Source organism: Microcoleus sp. AT8-A3 (assembly GCF_036705675.1).
Lineage (GTDB): Bacteria > Cyanobacteriota > Cyanobacteriia > Cyanobacteriales > Microcoleaceae > Microcoleus.
Genome location: NZ_JAUBVD010000027.1, coordinates 32,077 through 48,007, shown reverse-complemented (window position 1 = coordinate 48,007; position 15,931 = coordinate 32,077). Strand labels below are relative to the sequence as shown.

At 44.6% G+C, this 15,931-nt stretch carries 12 protein-coding genes; 2 read left to right on the top strand and 10 right to left on the bottom strand.

Annotated features, from left to right (window positions below; all coding sequences use genetic code 11):
• Positions 1–189: 189 nt before the first annotated feature.
• From QUB51_RS17075 to QUB51_RS17065, 3 genes are all read right to left on the bottom strand, one after another.
• Complete coding sequence (locus tag QUB51_RS17075) at positions 190–1,137, bottom strand: hypothetical protein (protein WP_333263697.1); 948 nt, start codon at positions 1,135–1,137, stop codon at positions 190–192.
• 281 nt (positions 1,138–1,418) lie between these two features.
• Positions 1,419–4,145 carry a type I DNA topoisomerase gene (gene topA / locus QUB51_RS17070; protein WP_333263701.1) on the bottom strand — a complete coding sequence of 909 codons (2,727 nt, stop codon included), beginning with the start codon at positions 4,143–4,145 and terminating at the stop codon, positions 1,419–1,421.
• A gap of 390 nt (positions 4,146–4,535) precedes the next feature.
• The gene (locus QUB51_RS17065; protein ID WP_333056584.1) at positions 4,536–4,826 is read right to left on the bottom strand and encodes a hypothetical protein; all 291 of its coding nucleotides are present in this window, start codon (positions 4,824–4,826) and stop codon (positions 4,536–4,538) included.
• A 331-nt stretch (positions 4,827–5,157) separates the two neighbouring features.
• Here QUB51_RS17065 and QUB51_RS17060 point away from each other — a divergent pair, with 331 nt between their 5' ends.
• Both QUB51_RS17060 and QUB51_RS17055 read left to right on the top strand, forming a co-directional pair.
• Positions 5,158–6,306: a hypothetical protein gene (locus QUB51_RS17060; RefSeq protein WP_333303949.1), complete on the top strand. Its 1,149-nt coding sequence runs from the start codon at positions 5,158–5,160 to the stop codon at positions 6,304–6,306.
• An 86-nt stretch (positions 6,307–6,392) separates the two neighbouring features.
• Entirely contained in the window at positions 6,393–6,878 is a 486-nt protein-coding gene (locus QUB51_RS17055) for a VOC family protein (protein WP_333056581.1), read from the top strand.
• A 1,837-nt stretch (positions 6,879–8,715) separates the two neighbouring features.
• Here QUB51_RS17055 and QUB51_RS17050 read toward each other — a convergent pair.
• The 7 genes from QUB51_RS17050 to QUB51_RS17020 form a co-directional block, all read right to left on the bottom strand.
• Positions 8,716–9,984 (bottom strand): WcaI family glycosyltransferase, encoded by a 1,269-nt coding sequence (locus tag QUB51_RS17050; RefSeq protein ID WP_333056580.1) that lies wholly within the window; start codon positions 9,982–9,984, stop codon positions 8,716–8,718.
• Between the two features lie 161 nt (positions 9,985–10,145).
• Positions 10,146–10,583, bottom strand: a complete 438-nt coding sequence (locus QUB51_RS17045) for an ATP-binding protein (RefSeq protein WP_333056578.1) — start codon at positions 10,581–10,583, stop codon at positions 10,146–10,148.
• Positions 10,584–11,129: 546 nt separating this feature from the next.
• A complete protein-coding gene (locus tag QUB51_RS17040) occupies positions 11,130–12,128 on the bottom strand; it encodes a sugar transferase (protein WP_333056577.1) in 999 nt (332 codons plus the stop codon).
• A 397-nt stretch (positions 12,129–12,525) separates the two neighbouring features.
• Positions 12,526–13,194: a DUF3318 domain-containing protein gene (locus QUB51_RS17035; protein WP_333056576.1), complete on the bottom strand. Its 669-nt coding sequence runs from the start codon at positions 13,192–13,194 to the stop codon at positions 12,526–12,528.
• Between the two features lie 748 nt (positions 13,195–13,942).
• Entirely contained in the window at positions 13,943–14,998 is a 1,056-nt protein-coding gene (locus QUB51_RS17030) for a hypothetical protein (RefSeq protein ID WP_333056575.1), read from the bottom strand.
• A gap of 300 nt (positions 14,999–15,298) precedes the next feature.
• Entirely contained in the window at positions 15,299–15,652 is a 354-nt protein-coding gene (locus QUB51_RS17025; RefSeq protein ID WP_333264137.1) for a type II toxin-antitoxin system HicB family antitoxin, read from the bottom strand.
• On the bottom strand, positions 15,636–15,905 hold the full coding sequence (locus tag QUB51_RS17020) for a type II toxin-antitoxin system HicA family toxin (RefSeq protein WP_333056573.1): 270 nt from the start codon (positions 15,903–15,905) through the stop codon (positions 15,636–15,638). The genes QUB51_RS17025 and QUB51_RS17020 overlap by 17 nt, the downstream gene beginning before the upstream one ends.
• Positions 15,906–15,931 lie beyond the last annotated feature (26 nt).

Below are 15,931 nucleotides of genomic sequence, written 5' to 3'. Positions count from 1 at the left end.
GCTTCGACAGACAATGTATGCAACCTAACTAAATATTGACCAGCATTTCCGGTACAAACACATATTTCCTAGTACATTAGCACATATTTTATTTCCGGTAAAGTCTGATGCCCCCTAGAAGTTGAATAGACTTCAGTACCAGGAAAACTTTATCTTCATCAGACTACTGAATAATAATGCTGTCTCGACTCATGAATCCTCTTCTTGCCTTAACTCTTCCAGTTCAGTGAGTAGCTTTTCTAGTGGTATACTGAGATAAGTAAACTGGACAACTTTGGCTGTTGTCATCTCTTCTATTTCCATTGGTGTTTCAAAAGATTTAACTTTAAATTTCAGATCCTCCCAATTTTTTCCATATGTACTTTTGAAGTAAGCGGCTACACCCTCTGTTGGGTCGGTAAACAATTCCTGTAGCTTACGAACATCGGTTTTTATACTATCTGCATCCATTATGTTGAGTCTGCTAGTTCCAGCAGTTGTGATTCCTCCTCCCATAGACCCCAAGACGGGACCATCAGAAATTTGAAGCATAGGAGTTATACCAGCTTTCCGAAGACTATCAATATCATTATCAGACCACTTACAAGGTAGATCAATAACACGGTTTAAAGTGTGTGGAGCGAGAATTTCCGCCCAATTATCTTTGACAATTCTCAGTAAGTTTTGATTTGTAAATCCTCCACCATGTGGATGGATATCGATTAAATACATCCTTGCCGTATTGGAATCTGCAATAGCAAATAATAGATCGCCTGTTCGTTTAACAAATGCGTTATGATTTGGATTAGAGTTAGTGCCTAAATGGAAGTGAAAGACTTTCCAATCGTAAAACATAAGGTCTTTGTAGTCTGGGTCATCGCTCTTTTTACTAAGATGAGGTTTTAAGTTTTGCCCAGACTCAGCTTTCTTGATGAATTGCTCCAAACCTAATCTAATCTCCGGCAGAAGAGATTTTCTTGCCAAATCTTTAGACTGCTTCACAGTCCATACAATAATTGGTGGTACTCTCCGCGCCAAGTTAAGAGATCGTCTCAAAAGGGTATCAATATCTTCTTGTGGTGCTGGAGGATGCCCTAGCCTGGAAAGTTTTTGGGTAATCACTTCCTTAAGATCAGAAATAAAATTTATATGTGCCACTCTATCCTATCTCCTATAATATTCTCGACCCAACTAAGCATTAACCTACAAATGCGGACTCAACACCTGAGATAATCCCAAAGGACCGTATCTTTTGTCTCCAGTCAACTTATAGCCAAGAAAATTATCAAAACTTTCTCGATCTCACATCGCACTCTAGACCAAATAGCCTTGGGACCATTTGATAAACAAAGAAACAAAGAAACAAAGAAACCCGATCGCACTTGGAGCCCTCCCCCCGTGCACACCGGGTTTCTCTATCAGTGAAAACTAAACTAAAATCACGTTGTCTTCTTCTTAGTCGCAGTCGCAGTCGCCGCCTTCTTAGTAGTGGTTTTCTTCGCCGCAGTCGCCGTCTTTTTAGCAGTAGTTTTCTTCGCCGCAGTTTTCTCAGTCGCAGTCTCCGACTTCGCCGCCGCAGTCTTAGTTGACTTCTTCGACTTGCTGCTAGATTTACCGCCTCCCGCTGCTTCCTTGGTTGCTAACAATTCCAGTGCTCTTTGTAAGGTAAAATTCTCCACAGATTCATCCTTGGACAAAGAAGCATTGATATCGCCGTGTTTCACGTAGGGGCCGTAGCGGCCATCGTAAACATTGATGGGTTCTCCAGACTCTGGATGCGCGCCCAATTCCTTCAAAGGTGTGGCTGATTTGCTGCGGCCGCGGGCGGCTTTCGGCTGCGATAATAACTCTAAAGCCCGATCGAGCTCGATCGTCAAAACATCATCCGGCGGTTTGATCGATCGATAATCCTTCCCAACCTTACCCTGGTCATGCACCACATAAGGCCCGTACATCCCCAAATTAGCTTGCACCTTCGCCCCCGTCTCCGGGTGAGAACCCAACAACCGAGGTAAAGTCAACAAACTCACCGCCATATCCACCGTCACGCTATCCTTATCCGTCCCCTTCGGTAAAGAAGCCCGCTTCGGTTTCTTGTTCGTTTCCGAAACATCCCCTAACTGAACGTATGGCCCATAACTGCCAATCAGCACATAAATCGGTTCCCCGGTTTCCGGGTGAAGACCCAATTTTTCCGGGCCTTCCATTTTTTGCTTTAACAGAAACTCCACCTGTTCCGGGTCTAAATCTGCCGGCGTCAAATCTTGCGGAATCGATGCTTTTACCAGGCCTTCTTCGCTTTCAGATTCCAGGTATGCGCCGAATTTGCCGATGCAGACTTTAGCAGAAATATTCTCCAATACCACAGTTCGGGCAACTTTCGCATCAATCTGACTTTCCTGTTCTTTAACTTGGGTTGCGAGTCCGGTTTCCCCTGTATAAAACTTTTGCAAATACGGCAGCCATTTCGCCTCGCCGGTGGCAATTTCATCGAGGGTTTGTTCCATTCGGGAAGTAAAACCAGTGTCTACTAAATCGGGAAAATGTGTTTCCAATAAAGTCGTGACGGCGAAAGCGGTGAATGTCGGAATTAGGGCGTTAGCTATTAATTTCGCATATCCCCGATCGACAATTGTACCGATAATACTCGCATAGGTACTCGGACGGCCCACACCTTCGCTTTCCAGCATTTTGACCAGAGAAGCTTCCGTGTAGCGGGCGGGAGGTTGAGTTTCGTGGCCAACTGCCTCTAAATCCTTACAATTAGGTTTATCCCCCACCTTCAGCGCCGGCAAAATCACCTCTTGGTCTTCCAGCGCCGCATTCGGATCGTCGGAACCTTCCACGTAGGCCCGCAAAAAGCCTGGAAAATCAATGCGTTTGCCGCTGGAACGGAAACCGGCATCTTCTACCTGAGTTAATACAGTGACGTGAGTTTGGCGAGAATCAGCCATTTGAGAAGCCACAGTCCGCTTCCAAATCAAATCATAGAGGCGGAAATCAATCCCATCCAATCCCGTTTGCTGCGGAGTCCGAAAAGTGCTGCCGGCGGGACGGATAGCTTCGTGGGCTTCCTGGGCGCCTTTGCTTTTCGTGGTGTATTTGCGCGGTTGGGGGCTGAGGTATTCGCTGCCGTAAAGTTCTTGGACGCAACTGCGCGCCGCTTCTAAAGCCTGTTCGGACAAATGCACCGAATCCGTCCGCATATAGGTGATAAAACCGCGTTCGTAGAGGCTTTGGGCAATTCGCATGGTTTCCCGCGCACCCAGCCTCAGTTTGCGGTTAGCTTCCTGCTGCAAAGTCGAGGTCGTAAACGGTGGCGAGGGTTTGCGGGTGACTGGCCGTTCTTCGAGATTGCTGACAGTCCAAGGTTTGTTTTGAATGCGTGAGAGTAAAGCCCGCGCCTGTTCTTCGTTCAGCAAAAGTACACGGCGGCCTGCGATAATTTGCCCGGTATTTTCATCAAAATCGCTGCCGTTTGCAACTTTTACATTGCCGACAGTCACGAGTTTGGCATCAAAGGAAATTTTGCCCTTTTCCAAAAGCGCTTTTAAATCCCAGTAACTACCTTGGCGGAAAGCGCGGCGTTCCCGTTCCCGGCGCACCAACAGGCGTACAGCGACTGACTGCACTCTACCGGCGGACAAACCCCAAGCGATTTTTTTCCACAGTAGCGGAGATAGTGTGTAACCGACGAGTCTGTCGAGAATTCGGCGAGTTTCTTGGGCTTGTACAACTCGATTGTCGATATCGCGGCAGTGAGTCAAAGCATCGCGGATAGCTTCGCGGGTGATTTCGTGAAACACCATCCGCTTGATCGGCACTTTGGGTTTGAGGATTTGCAGCAAATGCCAGGAAATGCTTTCGCCTTCCCGGTCTTCGTCAGTGGCTAGAATCAGTTCTGTGGCGTCTTTGAGGGCGTCTTTGAGTTCTTTAACAATTTTCTTTTTATCTTTCGGGATGACGTAGAGGGGTTCAAAGTCTGCTTCCACGTTTACGCCCAGTTGCGCCCATTTTTCTCCTTTAACGGCTTCTGGTATTTCTTCGGCGGAGGATGGTAGGTCGCGGACATGGCCCATCGATGCCTCTACACGGTAGGTGGAGGGCAGGAAGTTGCGGATGGTGCGGGCTTTGGTAGGAGATTCGACGATGACTAAGGTTGACATGGCATCTTTTAAATATGGATGGCAGCGCAGCTAGAGGGTCTAAGTTAGAGAGTTTAGGTCAGATGTCAAGGTTTCTTTCAACTTTGGGCGATTATTTTCAAACTACCTTAATTTTTAACTTACTGCCGATCGGGTGGCAGGTGACAATGTGATGGGATTTTACTGCTTTGGGGGCAGAGGCTGCGAATCGCGTCTCTACAAGATGCACGGGATGATGACCTGACTCTAGCAGAATTGTCGCTAACTGGATGTTGAGACTGCTGGATGCGGGCTGATGGTTCCTCAATTGTAGATTTTAGGTTTTAGATTTAAGATTGGGCAAGATTTGATGGTTTCCCTGCAAAAAAGACTTGAAATGGGATCGAGAATTGGTCAAATAGTCGAGCGCATTTACAGAAAGGGTCGATCGCGCTCACAAGCTAACATCAGATATTGTGGGACTAATTCTTGATACCATTTTGGGAGGGGGTTATTATAAACACTAGGCAAGATGGCGTAAATCTTCGATCGTATTCGTAGGGTTTGTCGCCATCTACCATCCTCAAACAAAGAGCGACAATCGAGCGAGCGACGCACTAAGCGACAATATTTGACGACACAAACCCAACATTTGTATCTTGTCTTGCTTTGGGAGCGCTCGACAGTAGTAACAACAGTGTCAGGCTGTGTTAGCTTAGCCATAGCCAGTATCTGAAAAACACTTTTGAGTGCTATGATTCAAGAAGAGGGTTCTCAGCCAAGTATTAAATCGATTCGAGAACAAATATTCACCCCAGAAACTTTCTCACCCCAAAGTCACAGCGACCCAATTAAACTGTTAGACATTTCACTCAATTTTCCCTACAGCTCAAATGAGTGGGATACAATCTTTGAAACATTTATTGGTTTGCTTGAACATAAAGAATGGCAGATTTGGGACAGGGCAATTAACAAGCTAATCTATGCTCTAGAAATAGAACAGTCGCAACGATCTAATTGCGACGATTACCAGCCAAGACCGATTGACAGGCGCATGAAATCTATCTGTGAGGCGATCGCAGCCCAAACTCTAAATAAGCCTAACATCTTTGAAAATTTTTGTTGTGGCTTCCAGTTCTTGGCAAAAGAACCACCTTATAACCGCTTACTTCTCGAATGGTTATACCAATTGGCTGCTTCAGAAGAGCGAGAGATTCCTACAAAAAAGGCGATATTAGCAGCACAACTTTTCTTGGGTGCTTATGATTCGACTTGGCAAGAAGTAGGAGAAAAATTGTTAGAAATGCTAGATGATGCTGACCTGCTAATTAGGGCTTGTACTGCTTATCAGATTGGTATTTTTTATGGTAAGAGTGTCAAAAAACATGAATATTGGGAATGGTATATTGATGAAAATTATGAGCGCAACCAACAAGCGATTATTGGAATACCACCACTTGACGAGATGATGCAGTTAATTTACCACAAGGAACTCGATCGCCCAGGGATAGCAGGCGCGTTCTGGGGCGCTATTCCGAAACAAGGTTTTGATGCCAAAGAATGGTTGTTGGATATTTTAGAGAATTCACCAGAACCAGAACCTTATATTTGCTACTTTCCTTGCAACTTAGCGTTTGATGCCCATGAACGGTTTAGCCGGGATGCTGATGCGGTTCGCCGCCTGATTGATATGGGGCGTGTAGGGCTTGCTCTTGCTGCTGCGACAGATGAATCCTGCAAAGTTGCAGCCCTTGAACCGCTGTTAATTGAATTGGGTAACTATGATGACCCTGAAATGATTCGAGTTGCATCCTGGCATCTTGCATACTATTACCACTGCCTGCATGTACGGGGTGCGGAACTGGGATATGTTGAGTTGGTTGGTGAATTATCAACGATTGACTTGTTCTTGCTGTTTCCTCAGAAAAATGAACTTGAATCTCCCTATGCAGCGGTCATTTATCCAAAAGGAACCGATGGGAAATTGAGCCTACCGACTGCTCGGGAATGGGTCGATAGAATTTTTCCCGAGGCAGTTAGAGGCAAGCCGGCAGAGCCTTTGTTAGCAGAGAATGTCTGCTGGTATCAGCGAGGATACAGCAGATTCCATGTATCCGAAGAAAATACGAACTCTAATCTTATCGATAATGTAATTATTGGATATCGTTCTCAATTTATGTGGAATCCCAAACAATTCTTGTAGAGATATTGTCGATCTTTTTTACGGATTTTGCATGGCGACACACCCTACAACTAAAGTAGTTGGATGCAATTTAACAGATAACTTTTATGACATTTGAATTCGACCATCTTTTCATCCTTACTGATATTGGTGCTTCGGAAGCTAATCGTTTATCATCCTTCGGTTTAGTTGAGGGTGCATCTCGCATTCATCGCGGACAAGGTACAGCCAATCGCTGTTTCTTTTTCCATAACGCAATGTTGGAATTGTTATGGATTCACGATCCAGAAGAGGCGAAGTCTGAGCCAATTCATCAGACTCGTCTTTGGGAGCGATCGACAAATCGGAATAATGGTGCGTGTCCGTTTGGCATCTGTTTGCGTCCAGCCAAAGGTTCTGAGGACATAGTTGCATTTTCTAGTTGGGCATATCGTCCACCTTATTTACAGCATATTCTATGTATATGTAGTACACACAATTTTGTAGCAATTAAGGTGCGGATACCCGTCAATATGCAAGTTTTATCAAATATGAAGCAGATCCGCACCCGGAGGATTAACACCACACAATATAGCTGGCAATGTACTTTATGAACCACAGAATATGCTGTATCTGAAACGATGAGTATCGCAGTAGAAAAAAATAGTGATGTTTTGACTGAGCCCATGCTTTTCCAAAATTCCTTTGGTAAAGGTCTCGATCAATACTCTGCCGATCGGGCATGAAAAATAAATAACTTAATGAATTACTCCTGTTGGGGAACGGCTCGATAATTCCATTTTGACCAATATTACTCGAAAATAATTTGCATTGTATTTGACAAATCATCAGCCGCCTTTCGACCATTTTGATCTAATTTATTAAAAATATTTACCTCTACAGCAGATATTCCATTTTTATTTTTTTACACGAGAGCTTTTACTAATTATTGAATAGTAATAATTACTCCTTTACAATCCTTGGCAATATGAGTAAAAAATCGATATTATTTCTTGATTGTATTTAGACGTAAGGATCGGGAATTAAATAACTTACAATTTTAATTGTTATTGTGGGATGGGCGTCCCGCCCGTCCAAAAAGGACGGGCGGGACGCCCATCCCACTTTCAAGAGTGGTAGTTATTTAATTCTCATTCCTAAGCTGTGGAGCATTTAAACCATTAACGCTCCAGGTGCGTCATTACAGAAGTGTTTCCCGCATAAGCGCGTAAGTGTTCACTCCTGACAACGAATTTTTTTATGGTACCCGCCACGTGATTTATCCGTGGAATCAATCGAAAGCATCTCAAATCGAAAACCCTCACGCCCCCGCATTTATACGTGGGGTCAATTCTTTCATCTAAAATCTAAAATCTATTGACGCACCATACAAGCCTCGTTACTGGTTTAAATGCTCCACAGCTTAGGTAGCTTTACCATAATTATCCTACCAGTTTTTTAAAGAGTCACAGGCTAATTAACTGGTATATTTACTATTTATTAATGTTATCTATCCTCGATTTTATTAACAATCATAAATTCCCTGGGTAATTACTTTGCCGTGACCTAAACTCCAAAAATCATGAGCGAAAGTAGTGACAGGTTCCTTTGTATAGAGAGTTCTCAGACGATACAAAATTCTTGAAATTTCTTTCTTTTTGGTATCAAAACGGTTGGATAGGATTGCTGGCTTCTCTATACTCTGCATGAAGTCTAGCAATTTTTTTAAATTGATAGTCCCGATTTTGATTGATTTCTATTGTTTGTTTTTTTTGAGCTTTTCGTTCACATACCCATGCTTTTTTAATAGTTTGGCAACTAACGGGAGACTAATGGTAAAACCTGCCGCCCGTAATCCAGAAGCTATTTCTTTATGCGTCAAATTAGTTTCTTTGATTCATTCATTCATCGGGTATCCGGCTGTAAATTTTTTAAAAGTTATAAAAAGGCTGCATCAATGCCTATTTGAGTAGACAGAATACTTTTTCTTCCCCCTCCTTTCTTTCTGATCCTGGAACTATTGAGTGTCGGTTCGTCCATTTTTTCTAAATCTTCCAATCCCTTGATGAGGGTATTTCGACTGCATCCCACAAGTTGCATTACATAGCTAATTCCACCCCACCCTAATTTTTGAGTTTAAGAAAGCTGCATACCTTATTTTATCCTTTTCTGATAATGATTTATAAAATTTTATCATTTATGAGTCAATTGAATTAAATAAAACATGAGTTTAAAAGTCAATTAGAATAGTTAAGGAGAAAAATCTGTTGTGAGTCTATCTGTCTAGGAGTGAAAATTGTAATCTCACACTTTTTTTATTATATTCATTATAACCGATAACTCATCAATTTATTGATTTTTCATTCCTAAGTTGCTATTCTACACCCATCTTACTAATTTTATCTTGTCAACTGGATCGATTTCATTTACCGGAGCGATCGCCCCTAGCGATCATTTCGGCAAAGGCTCCAATATTTTCTCACCATGACTCGCTGCCACCGCCGCAAATAAAGCTTCATAATGATTCAAAGCTTCCTCAAATCCGTAATTCTCTACAGCATAACTTCTGCCTTGCTCGCCCAACGCATCCACCTTAGCGGGGTGCAAGTACAAATCTTCAACTGCATCAGCCAAAGCCTGCGGATCTTCCGGCGCTACCACCACCCCGCCACCGCTTTGCTGCACTGCTTTCTGGGCCGTACCAGTTTCGGGAACCGACGCCAAAATTGCCCGACCACTGGCGAGAATTACTTGAATTTTTGAAGGCATATTGAAGTTAGTAACGCGACGCTTTTGTACGACTAAACTAACATCAGCAGCAGCTAACAATTCCGGCAATTTTTCTCGCGGTTCAAATGGTAGCAACATTACATTATTAGCTTTGTAAGTTTCGCAATCTTGTTGCAAGCGCGCCAGTGCTGTTGATTCCCCCACAATTACAAAAGCAATTTCGGTTATGTGTTTCAAACGAGCCGCTGCTTGGACAACTGTTTGCAAGCCTTGAGTTAGGGCAATATTGCCAGCATAGAGAACGACAAATTTGCCCTTGAGTTTGTGAGTTTCTCGAAATGAGTTACTTTCCTTGGGTAAGGGCCGAATGAAATTGACATCAACCCAATTGGGAACGCAAACTATTTTTTCCGGGGGTACTCCCTGAGAGTGCAATTTTTTGACAAAACCGCTGTCGATGACGCTGACTTGGCTGGCTGTGTTGTAGGCAAATTTTTCTAAGGCGTCAGCAATGCCAACTAGCAGTCCGTTTTTTTTGACCAAGCCGACGCGCACGGCTGCTTCTGAGACGATATCCTGAACGTTGAGGACGATCGGGCAAGCGCGAATCCAGCCGTAAAAGGCGACTGGGACGCAAATCGGTAAAGGGGGCATTGTCGAGAAAATCACGTCGGGACGCCAGCCTCTGAAGGCTTGGACGGCGCTGGAGACTACAAAACTGCCGTCTAGCACAAGTCGGTCTAGGAGGCTGGGGTGGGGGCCGTTGACGCGCAGATAGCTGCGCTGAATTGTGACGCCGTTGTGTTCTTCGGTGAGGTAAAATTTGCCCTCATATTGCGGATAAATCCGCCGCTGCGGATAGTTGGGCATTCCTGTGACGACTCGGACTTGGTGGCCGCGCTTGACTAAGCCTTGCGCTAGTTCTGTCATCAGGGGGGCAATGCCGATCGGCTCTGGATAGTAGTTATAGGAATAAATTAGAATACGCATAATATTTATTTTGAAGCAAATTGTCCTCCAGTCGCGTGCATCGAGCCTGCACCCGCACAATTGCAGACGATGTGGTTGGGTTCCGGGTAGGACAATAGGGAGCGAGGGGATCTTCCACTGCTTGCGAAAGAAGCCGCCCTTACCGGGCGGGTATCGCGCCCTCAGCTAATGTTTTTTCGCATTACCAGGCAGTTGCGGCGATCGTCGGTACGGATATACCGAAGGTCGTCTGTGAGCTTGTACATGAACACCAGTCCCCTTTCTCCTTCTCTGTCCAAAGGATCGCGCTGCTCTTGCATAATCGAGTGCAGCTTTGCTTCTAAGTTGAAGGGTTGACCCCTGTCCCAAATCCTAATTTCTAAGTAATCGGCAAACACTTTTACCTCAATGTCTATGGGCGTTGTGGAGGGCAAGTTCTGGTGAGCGTGGCGGACAGCGTTTGTAAAGCCTTCGTTGATTATCAGTCGGCACTGCCACCAAAAATCCGCTGGTATCATGGGCAAAACGATATTCTCCAACCATTCCAAAACGGATGTTAAAGCATTCAGGTCTGTTTCAACCTGCAGGTGCCACTCGGCCTTTGGTTGCTTGTCTTTCATCTTTCTTCCCCCAGGTCGGCCCCCACCACCGCTGTACTCAGCGCCGGAGGGAGAGAAAAAGGAGGGCAAGGTCTTGGCAACATATTAGTTAAGTCAAGCTTGAGTTGAAGAAGCCCGTTTTGCCTCAAGGTGAGCATTCCTTTCGCACCATTTACTCGCACAGCAAATGAGAGACTTCCGATACTGTAACCCGCCTCGGTAGGGCGTTTAAATAGGGAAAATTTCCGAGTCAGCTTGGGAGGCAGTGATTTAAGCTTCGACTGTGTTAGCAGTCGCTACTTTTCTAAACACAGGTGAGTTCTTCTCGTCCTCGAAAATCATGCTGGGATCATTCGAGTATGACTCGAACTCGTCAATTGCTAATTATTAATGCTCTGATTGCAGAGCTGGCAACTAGCTGTGCATTTTCTGGGCGTGTGAATTTTAACACTTAATGCTAACGTAGGTATCGCTAGCGATCGTCTGCTTGACTAAGTATCGAGTTCGAGTTCCCGCCCCCCGTCGGCAACACCACCTCAAAGTTCAGCGGTGGGTTGTTGAGGGTTCCTACACAGCGCCACTATTTTTGTTAAACAGGACTGTTACAGTTTTAACAATTAGTTTCAAGTCATACATCAAGCTCCAGTTTTGTTGGTATTTTAAATCTAAACGGATGACATCTTCAAAATCGCGGACTTGAGAGCGACCGTTGACTTGCCATTCCCCTGTCATCCCGGGTTTGACATCCAAACGCTGCCACTGAGGGACTTCGTAGCGCTCAACTTCGTCTGGGGTAGGCGGTCTGGTGCCGACTAGACTCATTTCGCCTTTGAGCACGTTCCAAAACTGCGGCAGTTCATCGAGGCTGGTTTTGCGTAAGATGCGCCCGACTTTAGTAATCCGCGGGTCGTTGTCATTTTTGAAAAATGCGCCAGAAGCCTGGTTTTTGATTTGGGCTTTCATAGCTTCGGCGTTGGTACACATCGATCGAAATTTCCAAATCCGAAATTGTCTGCCCATCCAGCCACAGCGGGTTTGACCGAAAAATATCGGGCCTGGATCGTTGATAGTGATGGCGGCAGCTATGGGTACGAGCAAAATTCCTGTAATTATCAAACCGACGATTGCCCCAACGATATCTATCAGCCGCTTCACCCACGATTGCACTGAAGGGTGGGTCATCGGTAGCTGATTGTCCGAGGGCTTGGTCTCTGTGGGAGTTGAGGTTGGAGATGGCTGCTCGATCGTCAGCACTTGATCTAGGCTGGTGAGAGCAAATACTGCCATCACCTGCGGCTTGAGGCTTCGGAGCACCAAGTCACTCTCTCGCTGTTTGGCAAATTTCAGATTGCTGACTAAAGCACCTATCCCGCTACTGTCGATGAATGTCGTCTGACTGAAGTCTAGGACAATCTTGCTGGGAACGGTGCTGCCCGAAAAAAGTTGCTGACAGGTTGTCTTGAAGTTTACGGCTTCAAGTACGCTCAAGCGCACGGGTATGTGAACTGAGGGAATCTCGTCCGAGTACGTTACCCGAAAATCTGCCTCTGGGGTTTGACTGACCATGAAGTCCTGGTTTCAAATTTCAAGCTGATGTCTTTAGCCTATTCTGTCCTAGCAGCTCCACCTTTACCAAATATTATGGTTAACAAAAGGCTAGCTTTATACAAACTTTACAAAAATGCCTGCCAACTCGCCCACCGAGAATGATATCAAAGGCAAAAATAGACTTAAGTCTACCAGTGCCAGTTTTGGCCTAAAGATTTTTGAACATCGTCGAGGCCAAACTTTGACATCGGAATCAAGATTTTTGTGGATTCAGGCCGATTAATCTTGTCGTTAATCATTTTGGTGCGTGTCTTGCACCGGATAGCCATCGCAGTTAACAGTTAACAGCTAACACCGAAGTCAACAGTTAACGGTTAACTGGAAAACCCCCGTAACAAGCGTCGGGGGGATGAGCTTAAGAATTGTAGACGTTTTCTGACTGAGAGGTTTCGCGGGTGATGGGTTTGACTTTGGCTTTGGCTTTGGCTGCGTTGCGTTTGAGGGCCTGGAGACGAGCTTCGTATTTAGCCCGCTGCTGTTTTTTGGAGGTTTGTTCGATTAAGGTTTTTAAGGCGCTGCCGAGGCTTTTGTAGGCGTTTGGGAGAGTGTAGCCGAAGCGGGTGGCTAGGGCGAGGGCTTTTTCGTCGGCGTCTATTGCTTCTTTTAAACTTTTCTCTCCGTTGTTTTTTTGGTAAAGTCTCCAGCCGGAGACGCCGCACAGGGATAGGGCTAGTAACAGCAGCAAGCCGTCTTGCACCCAAAGTTCGCCGACAGCGCCGCCTAAACCAATGGCGAGGGCTGCCATTTCCCAACCGTCTCTGGGAATGGTGTCGTTTTGGATTCTGGCGACTTCGTGCCAAAATAGGAGGTTCCGCTGATCCATTGCTAGCTGTTCCCAGCGGATCAGGTCTATTTGGATTTCTACCTGGTCTTTGCCTATTTCTTCGCTGCGGATCAGGGTAGGATTAACTTCTATTGTTTTTTCTACTGTTACCCAACTTTGGAGTTCTGGGGGCAGTATGTTTTTCAAGCGCCGGATCTCACTCATCTCGGCTCTTGCTGTAGAGGTTGCATAGGATGTCATAGCTCCGGCCTATTGATTTTCCAAAGGTTAATATGTGTATATTTCTGGAGTATAGCAAACCTTGAATCCAAATATAGTCGAGTAAGGAGGGGTCGATCGACCAATACTTGCAATTTTACTTGATTCTAGTTTAAGGGGGCGATCGCAACTGCCGACTCGATCCTTGGCTTTCGGCTATTTCGTCAACAGTGCGGTTTCTGGCCGCAATTTCGGCCAAGCCGACAAAACTTCCGGCTGAGAAGTTATGCCTTTTTGAACTAAAACAACTCCGTCAAATACTTCAGAAAATCCCTACAAACCTCGCCGTAGAGCTTCATCGGTAAAACGCACTCCCCCCCGAACTATACCCTGTCAATCCGAGCTTTTAAATTCTTCTGCTGTAAATGCCACAAGTCATAATCGACAGCTAATTTTAAAAAAATGGCGACAACTTAATCCGTGTAAGATGAGTCTAAAACCTTGTTGTATCGTCCATTAAGGGATATCTTTTTAGGGCAAATATAGTTGTGCAACTATTCTTTTTCTCCCAACATCCTCTCTTTTTTTGCCTCATTTAACATTCATTTTTTTCTCTTTTTTTGCTACATGAGCGCGATGATCGCCCACAGTCGGGTGTTCGATCGCGCTCATGTAGCGAGTCGGCTCGCGCGCTGCTAGCACTAACTAATGGTCTACCCCCTTTCCTTCTTGTAGTGGAATTACCACTTTTCGGGGATTTACACACATCATTCAGACGGGATTTCAATGATTAAAGTGACTTCAAAATACCGCTTTCCAACTGATAAATTGCTGCCATGATTCCGCTTTCAGGATTTGTGAGGAGGGACTTTTTGACATCTTTCAAGTATTCTACAATGTGTTCCCGCAAAATCGGTCTTTCTACTTTGACTGTGTGATTGTAATCCCACAAGTCCCAAATGATAATTCCGATGCCGACAATCGGATCTATTAAACTTACTCCCAACTGACTAGCAACTGTACCGCCTGTTTTTGTTGCCATTTTGGCGGCGGCTTTGCTGGCAACTTTTGCCGTAACTTTGCTGCCAACTTTAGTTGCAACTCCCAAAATTAAGGGTTTAGCAATTAAGTAGCCGCTGCCGCCAACTAATACTTTTAATGATAAATTCGAGACGTTTCCTTTGTCGCTAATTGTGGTGGCAATATCGTTCAGATATTTGTCCCATTGTACTTGCGGTATATTATAATTATTTTGAACTACTTTCACATTTTTGCTAACTTCTGATATATACAAATTAGCAGTATCTTGAGTGATTAATTGAAATCGCAGTTGAGCGTTTTTGGGTACCAGCACGCGGTTAGCAAATTCTCTTTGAAAGTCTTCGGTTAATTTTTCGGAAACAGCACGAGATGCTGCTGTCATATCAAATCTGTTGAGTACGGCAGATTTCACGAAGTTAAAAGGTACGGTAAACTCCATCTTTTTTTGAGTGAAGTAATCAAAGTACCAATCGAGGAAACTATTGTCAACCCGCGCGATTACTTCAGTTTCCCATTTGTCCAACTCTTTTGAGGCGAAAGTTTCGGCTGTTATATGGGATTTTTGGATGGCGTTTTTTATGTCTTGGTTGACTTTGCTGAAATCGTGTGGCGGCGAGACTACAACTGCTGTGGTTCCGGTATTTGTTAGTGACTGGGAAATTAGAAAGTTACCGAATAGGGGAATGATGACTACTAGAATTACGATCGTCCAAATCATCGGTGTCACAGTTTTGATAAACTGACCGATAACTCTGAGACGTTCTGTTTTCTCTGAATAGCTAATTTCTTCCTTGTCTTGACTCATGGCGGTTTCTCAACTGATGAGAGTTGGGCTAGTTTCGATTATAGGCGATCGTACTTGCGATCGTGTTGCGGGCGTGTAGCCTGGGATTCTGGAAAGGCAGGGGAAAAGTGCGCGCGAGCGAAACTACCCCACAGGGGATGGATTCAAAAGTACGATCGCACTCTTCATCCGCGTTAATCTTTGTTAATCTGCCTGCATTAGCGGTTCATAAAAAAATAAAAAAGCGTGAAGCGAAGCTATCCCGCAGGGAATCGCCCTTGAAGCGTGCCTCAAACTTGATAATCCTTATCTGATTATATTTTAGCCTGCTTTACTTAACACAAGCAGAATGTACTGGTCAAGACTAACTCCTTCCTTTTCCGCTTTTTCTGCTAAACTCAAATGTAGAGATTTAGGAATCTGTAAAGATAGACTTCCACTATACTCAACCTCGGTTGCAGGTAAAGGAATCTCATCGCCGCACTCATAAGCAGTCTCTATCCACAATTCCCTAGCTTCCTGAATATTCTCCATCGCTTCGGACAAGGTTTCACCCTGAGACATACAGCCAGGAAGGTCTTTTATTATAGCTGTATAACCTTCTGATTCTGGATAAAAATTGATAGGATATTTCAGGCTCAAGTAATAATCTAGGGATTTAAGCTTGACTTTCATCTTCTGATTCATCGCTCCATTCCTCTAACTTCAATAATGCCACAATTTGCTTAACGTAGACTCCTTTTACCTTCTGACCGCCCTTTTTAGGGACTGTAATCTTTAATCCATCGGCATTTCGGAAAGAATGGTGACTTCCTTTCGATCCCTTTTCTTCAAACCCAAAAGCAGTTAGGATATAGCACACATCGTCAAACCGCACTTCTGGTGGATTTGCTAAAAATTGTTCTACCAGTTTTCCTAACTTGCCCATAAATTTTTATGGATGCTTATACTATT

What these genes read in the sequence shown, in the direction of transcription:
- topA (WP_333263701.1), bottom strand. Translation starts at nt 4,145, where the DNA reads ATGTCAACCTTAGTCATCGTCGAATCTCCTACCAAAGCCCGCACCATC.
- QUB51_RS17050 (WP_333056580.1), bottom strand. Translation starts at nt 9,984, where the DNA reads ATGCGTATTCTAATTTATTCCTATAACTACTATCCAGAGCCGATCGGC.
- QUB51_RS17025 (WP_333264137.1), bottom strand. Translation starts at nt 15,652, where the DNA reads ATGAAAGTCAAGCTTAAATCCCTAGATTATTACTTGAGCCTGAAATAT.
- QUB51_RS17035 (WP_333056576.1), bottom strand. Translation starts at nt 13,194, where the DNA reads ATGACATCCTATGCAACCTCTACAGCAAGAGCCGAGATGAGTGAGATC.
- QUB51_RS17040 (WP_333056577.1), bottom strand. Translation starts at nt 12,128, where the DNA reads ATGGTCAGTCAAACCCCAGAGGCAGATTTTCGGGTAACGTACTCGGAC.
- QUB51_RS17065 (WP_333056584.1), bottom strand. Translation starts at nt 4,826, where the DNA reads ATGGCTAAGCTAACACAGCCTGACACTGTTGTTACTACTGTCGAGCGC.
- QUB51_RS17060 (WP_333303949.1), top strand. Translation starts at nt 5,158, where the DNA reads ATGAAATCTATCTGTGAGGCGATCGCAGCCCAAACTCTAAATAAGCCT.
- QUB51_RS17045 (WP_333056578.1), bottom strand. Translation starts at nt 10,583, where the DNA reads ATGAAAGACAAGCAACCAAAGGCCGAGTGGCACCTGCAGGTTGAAACA.
- QUB51_RS17020 (WP_333056573.1), bottom strand. Translation starts at nt 15,905, where the DNA reads ATGGGCAAGTTAGGAAAACTGGTAGAACAATTTTTAGCAAATCCACCA.
- QUB51_RS17055 (WP_333056581.1), top strand. Translation starts at nt 6,393, where the DNA reads ATGACATTTGAATTCGACCATCTTTTCATCCTTACTGATATTGGTGCT.
- QUB51_RS17030 (WP_333056575.1), bottom strand. Translation starts at nt 14,998, where the DNA reads ATGAGTCAAGACAAGGAAGAAATTAGCTATTCAGAGAAAACAGAACGT.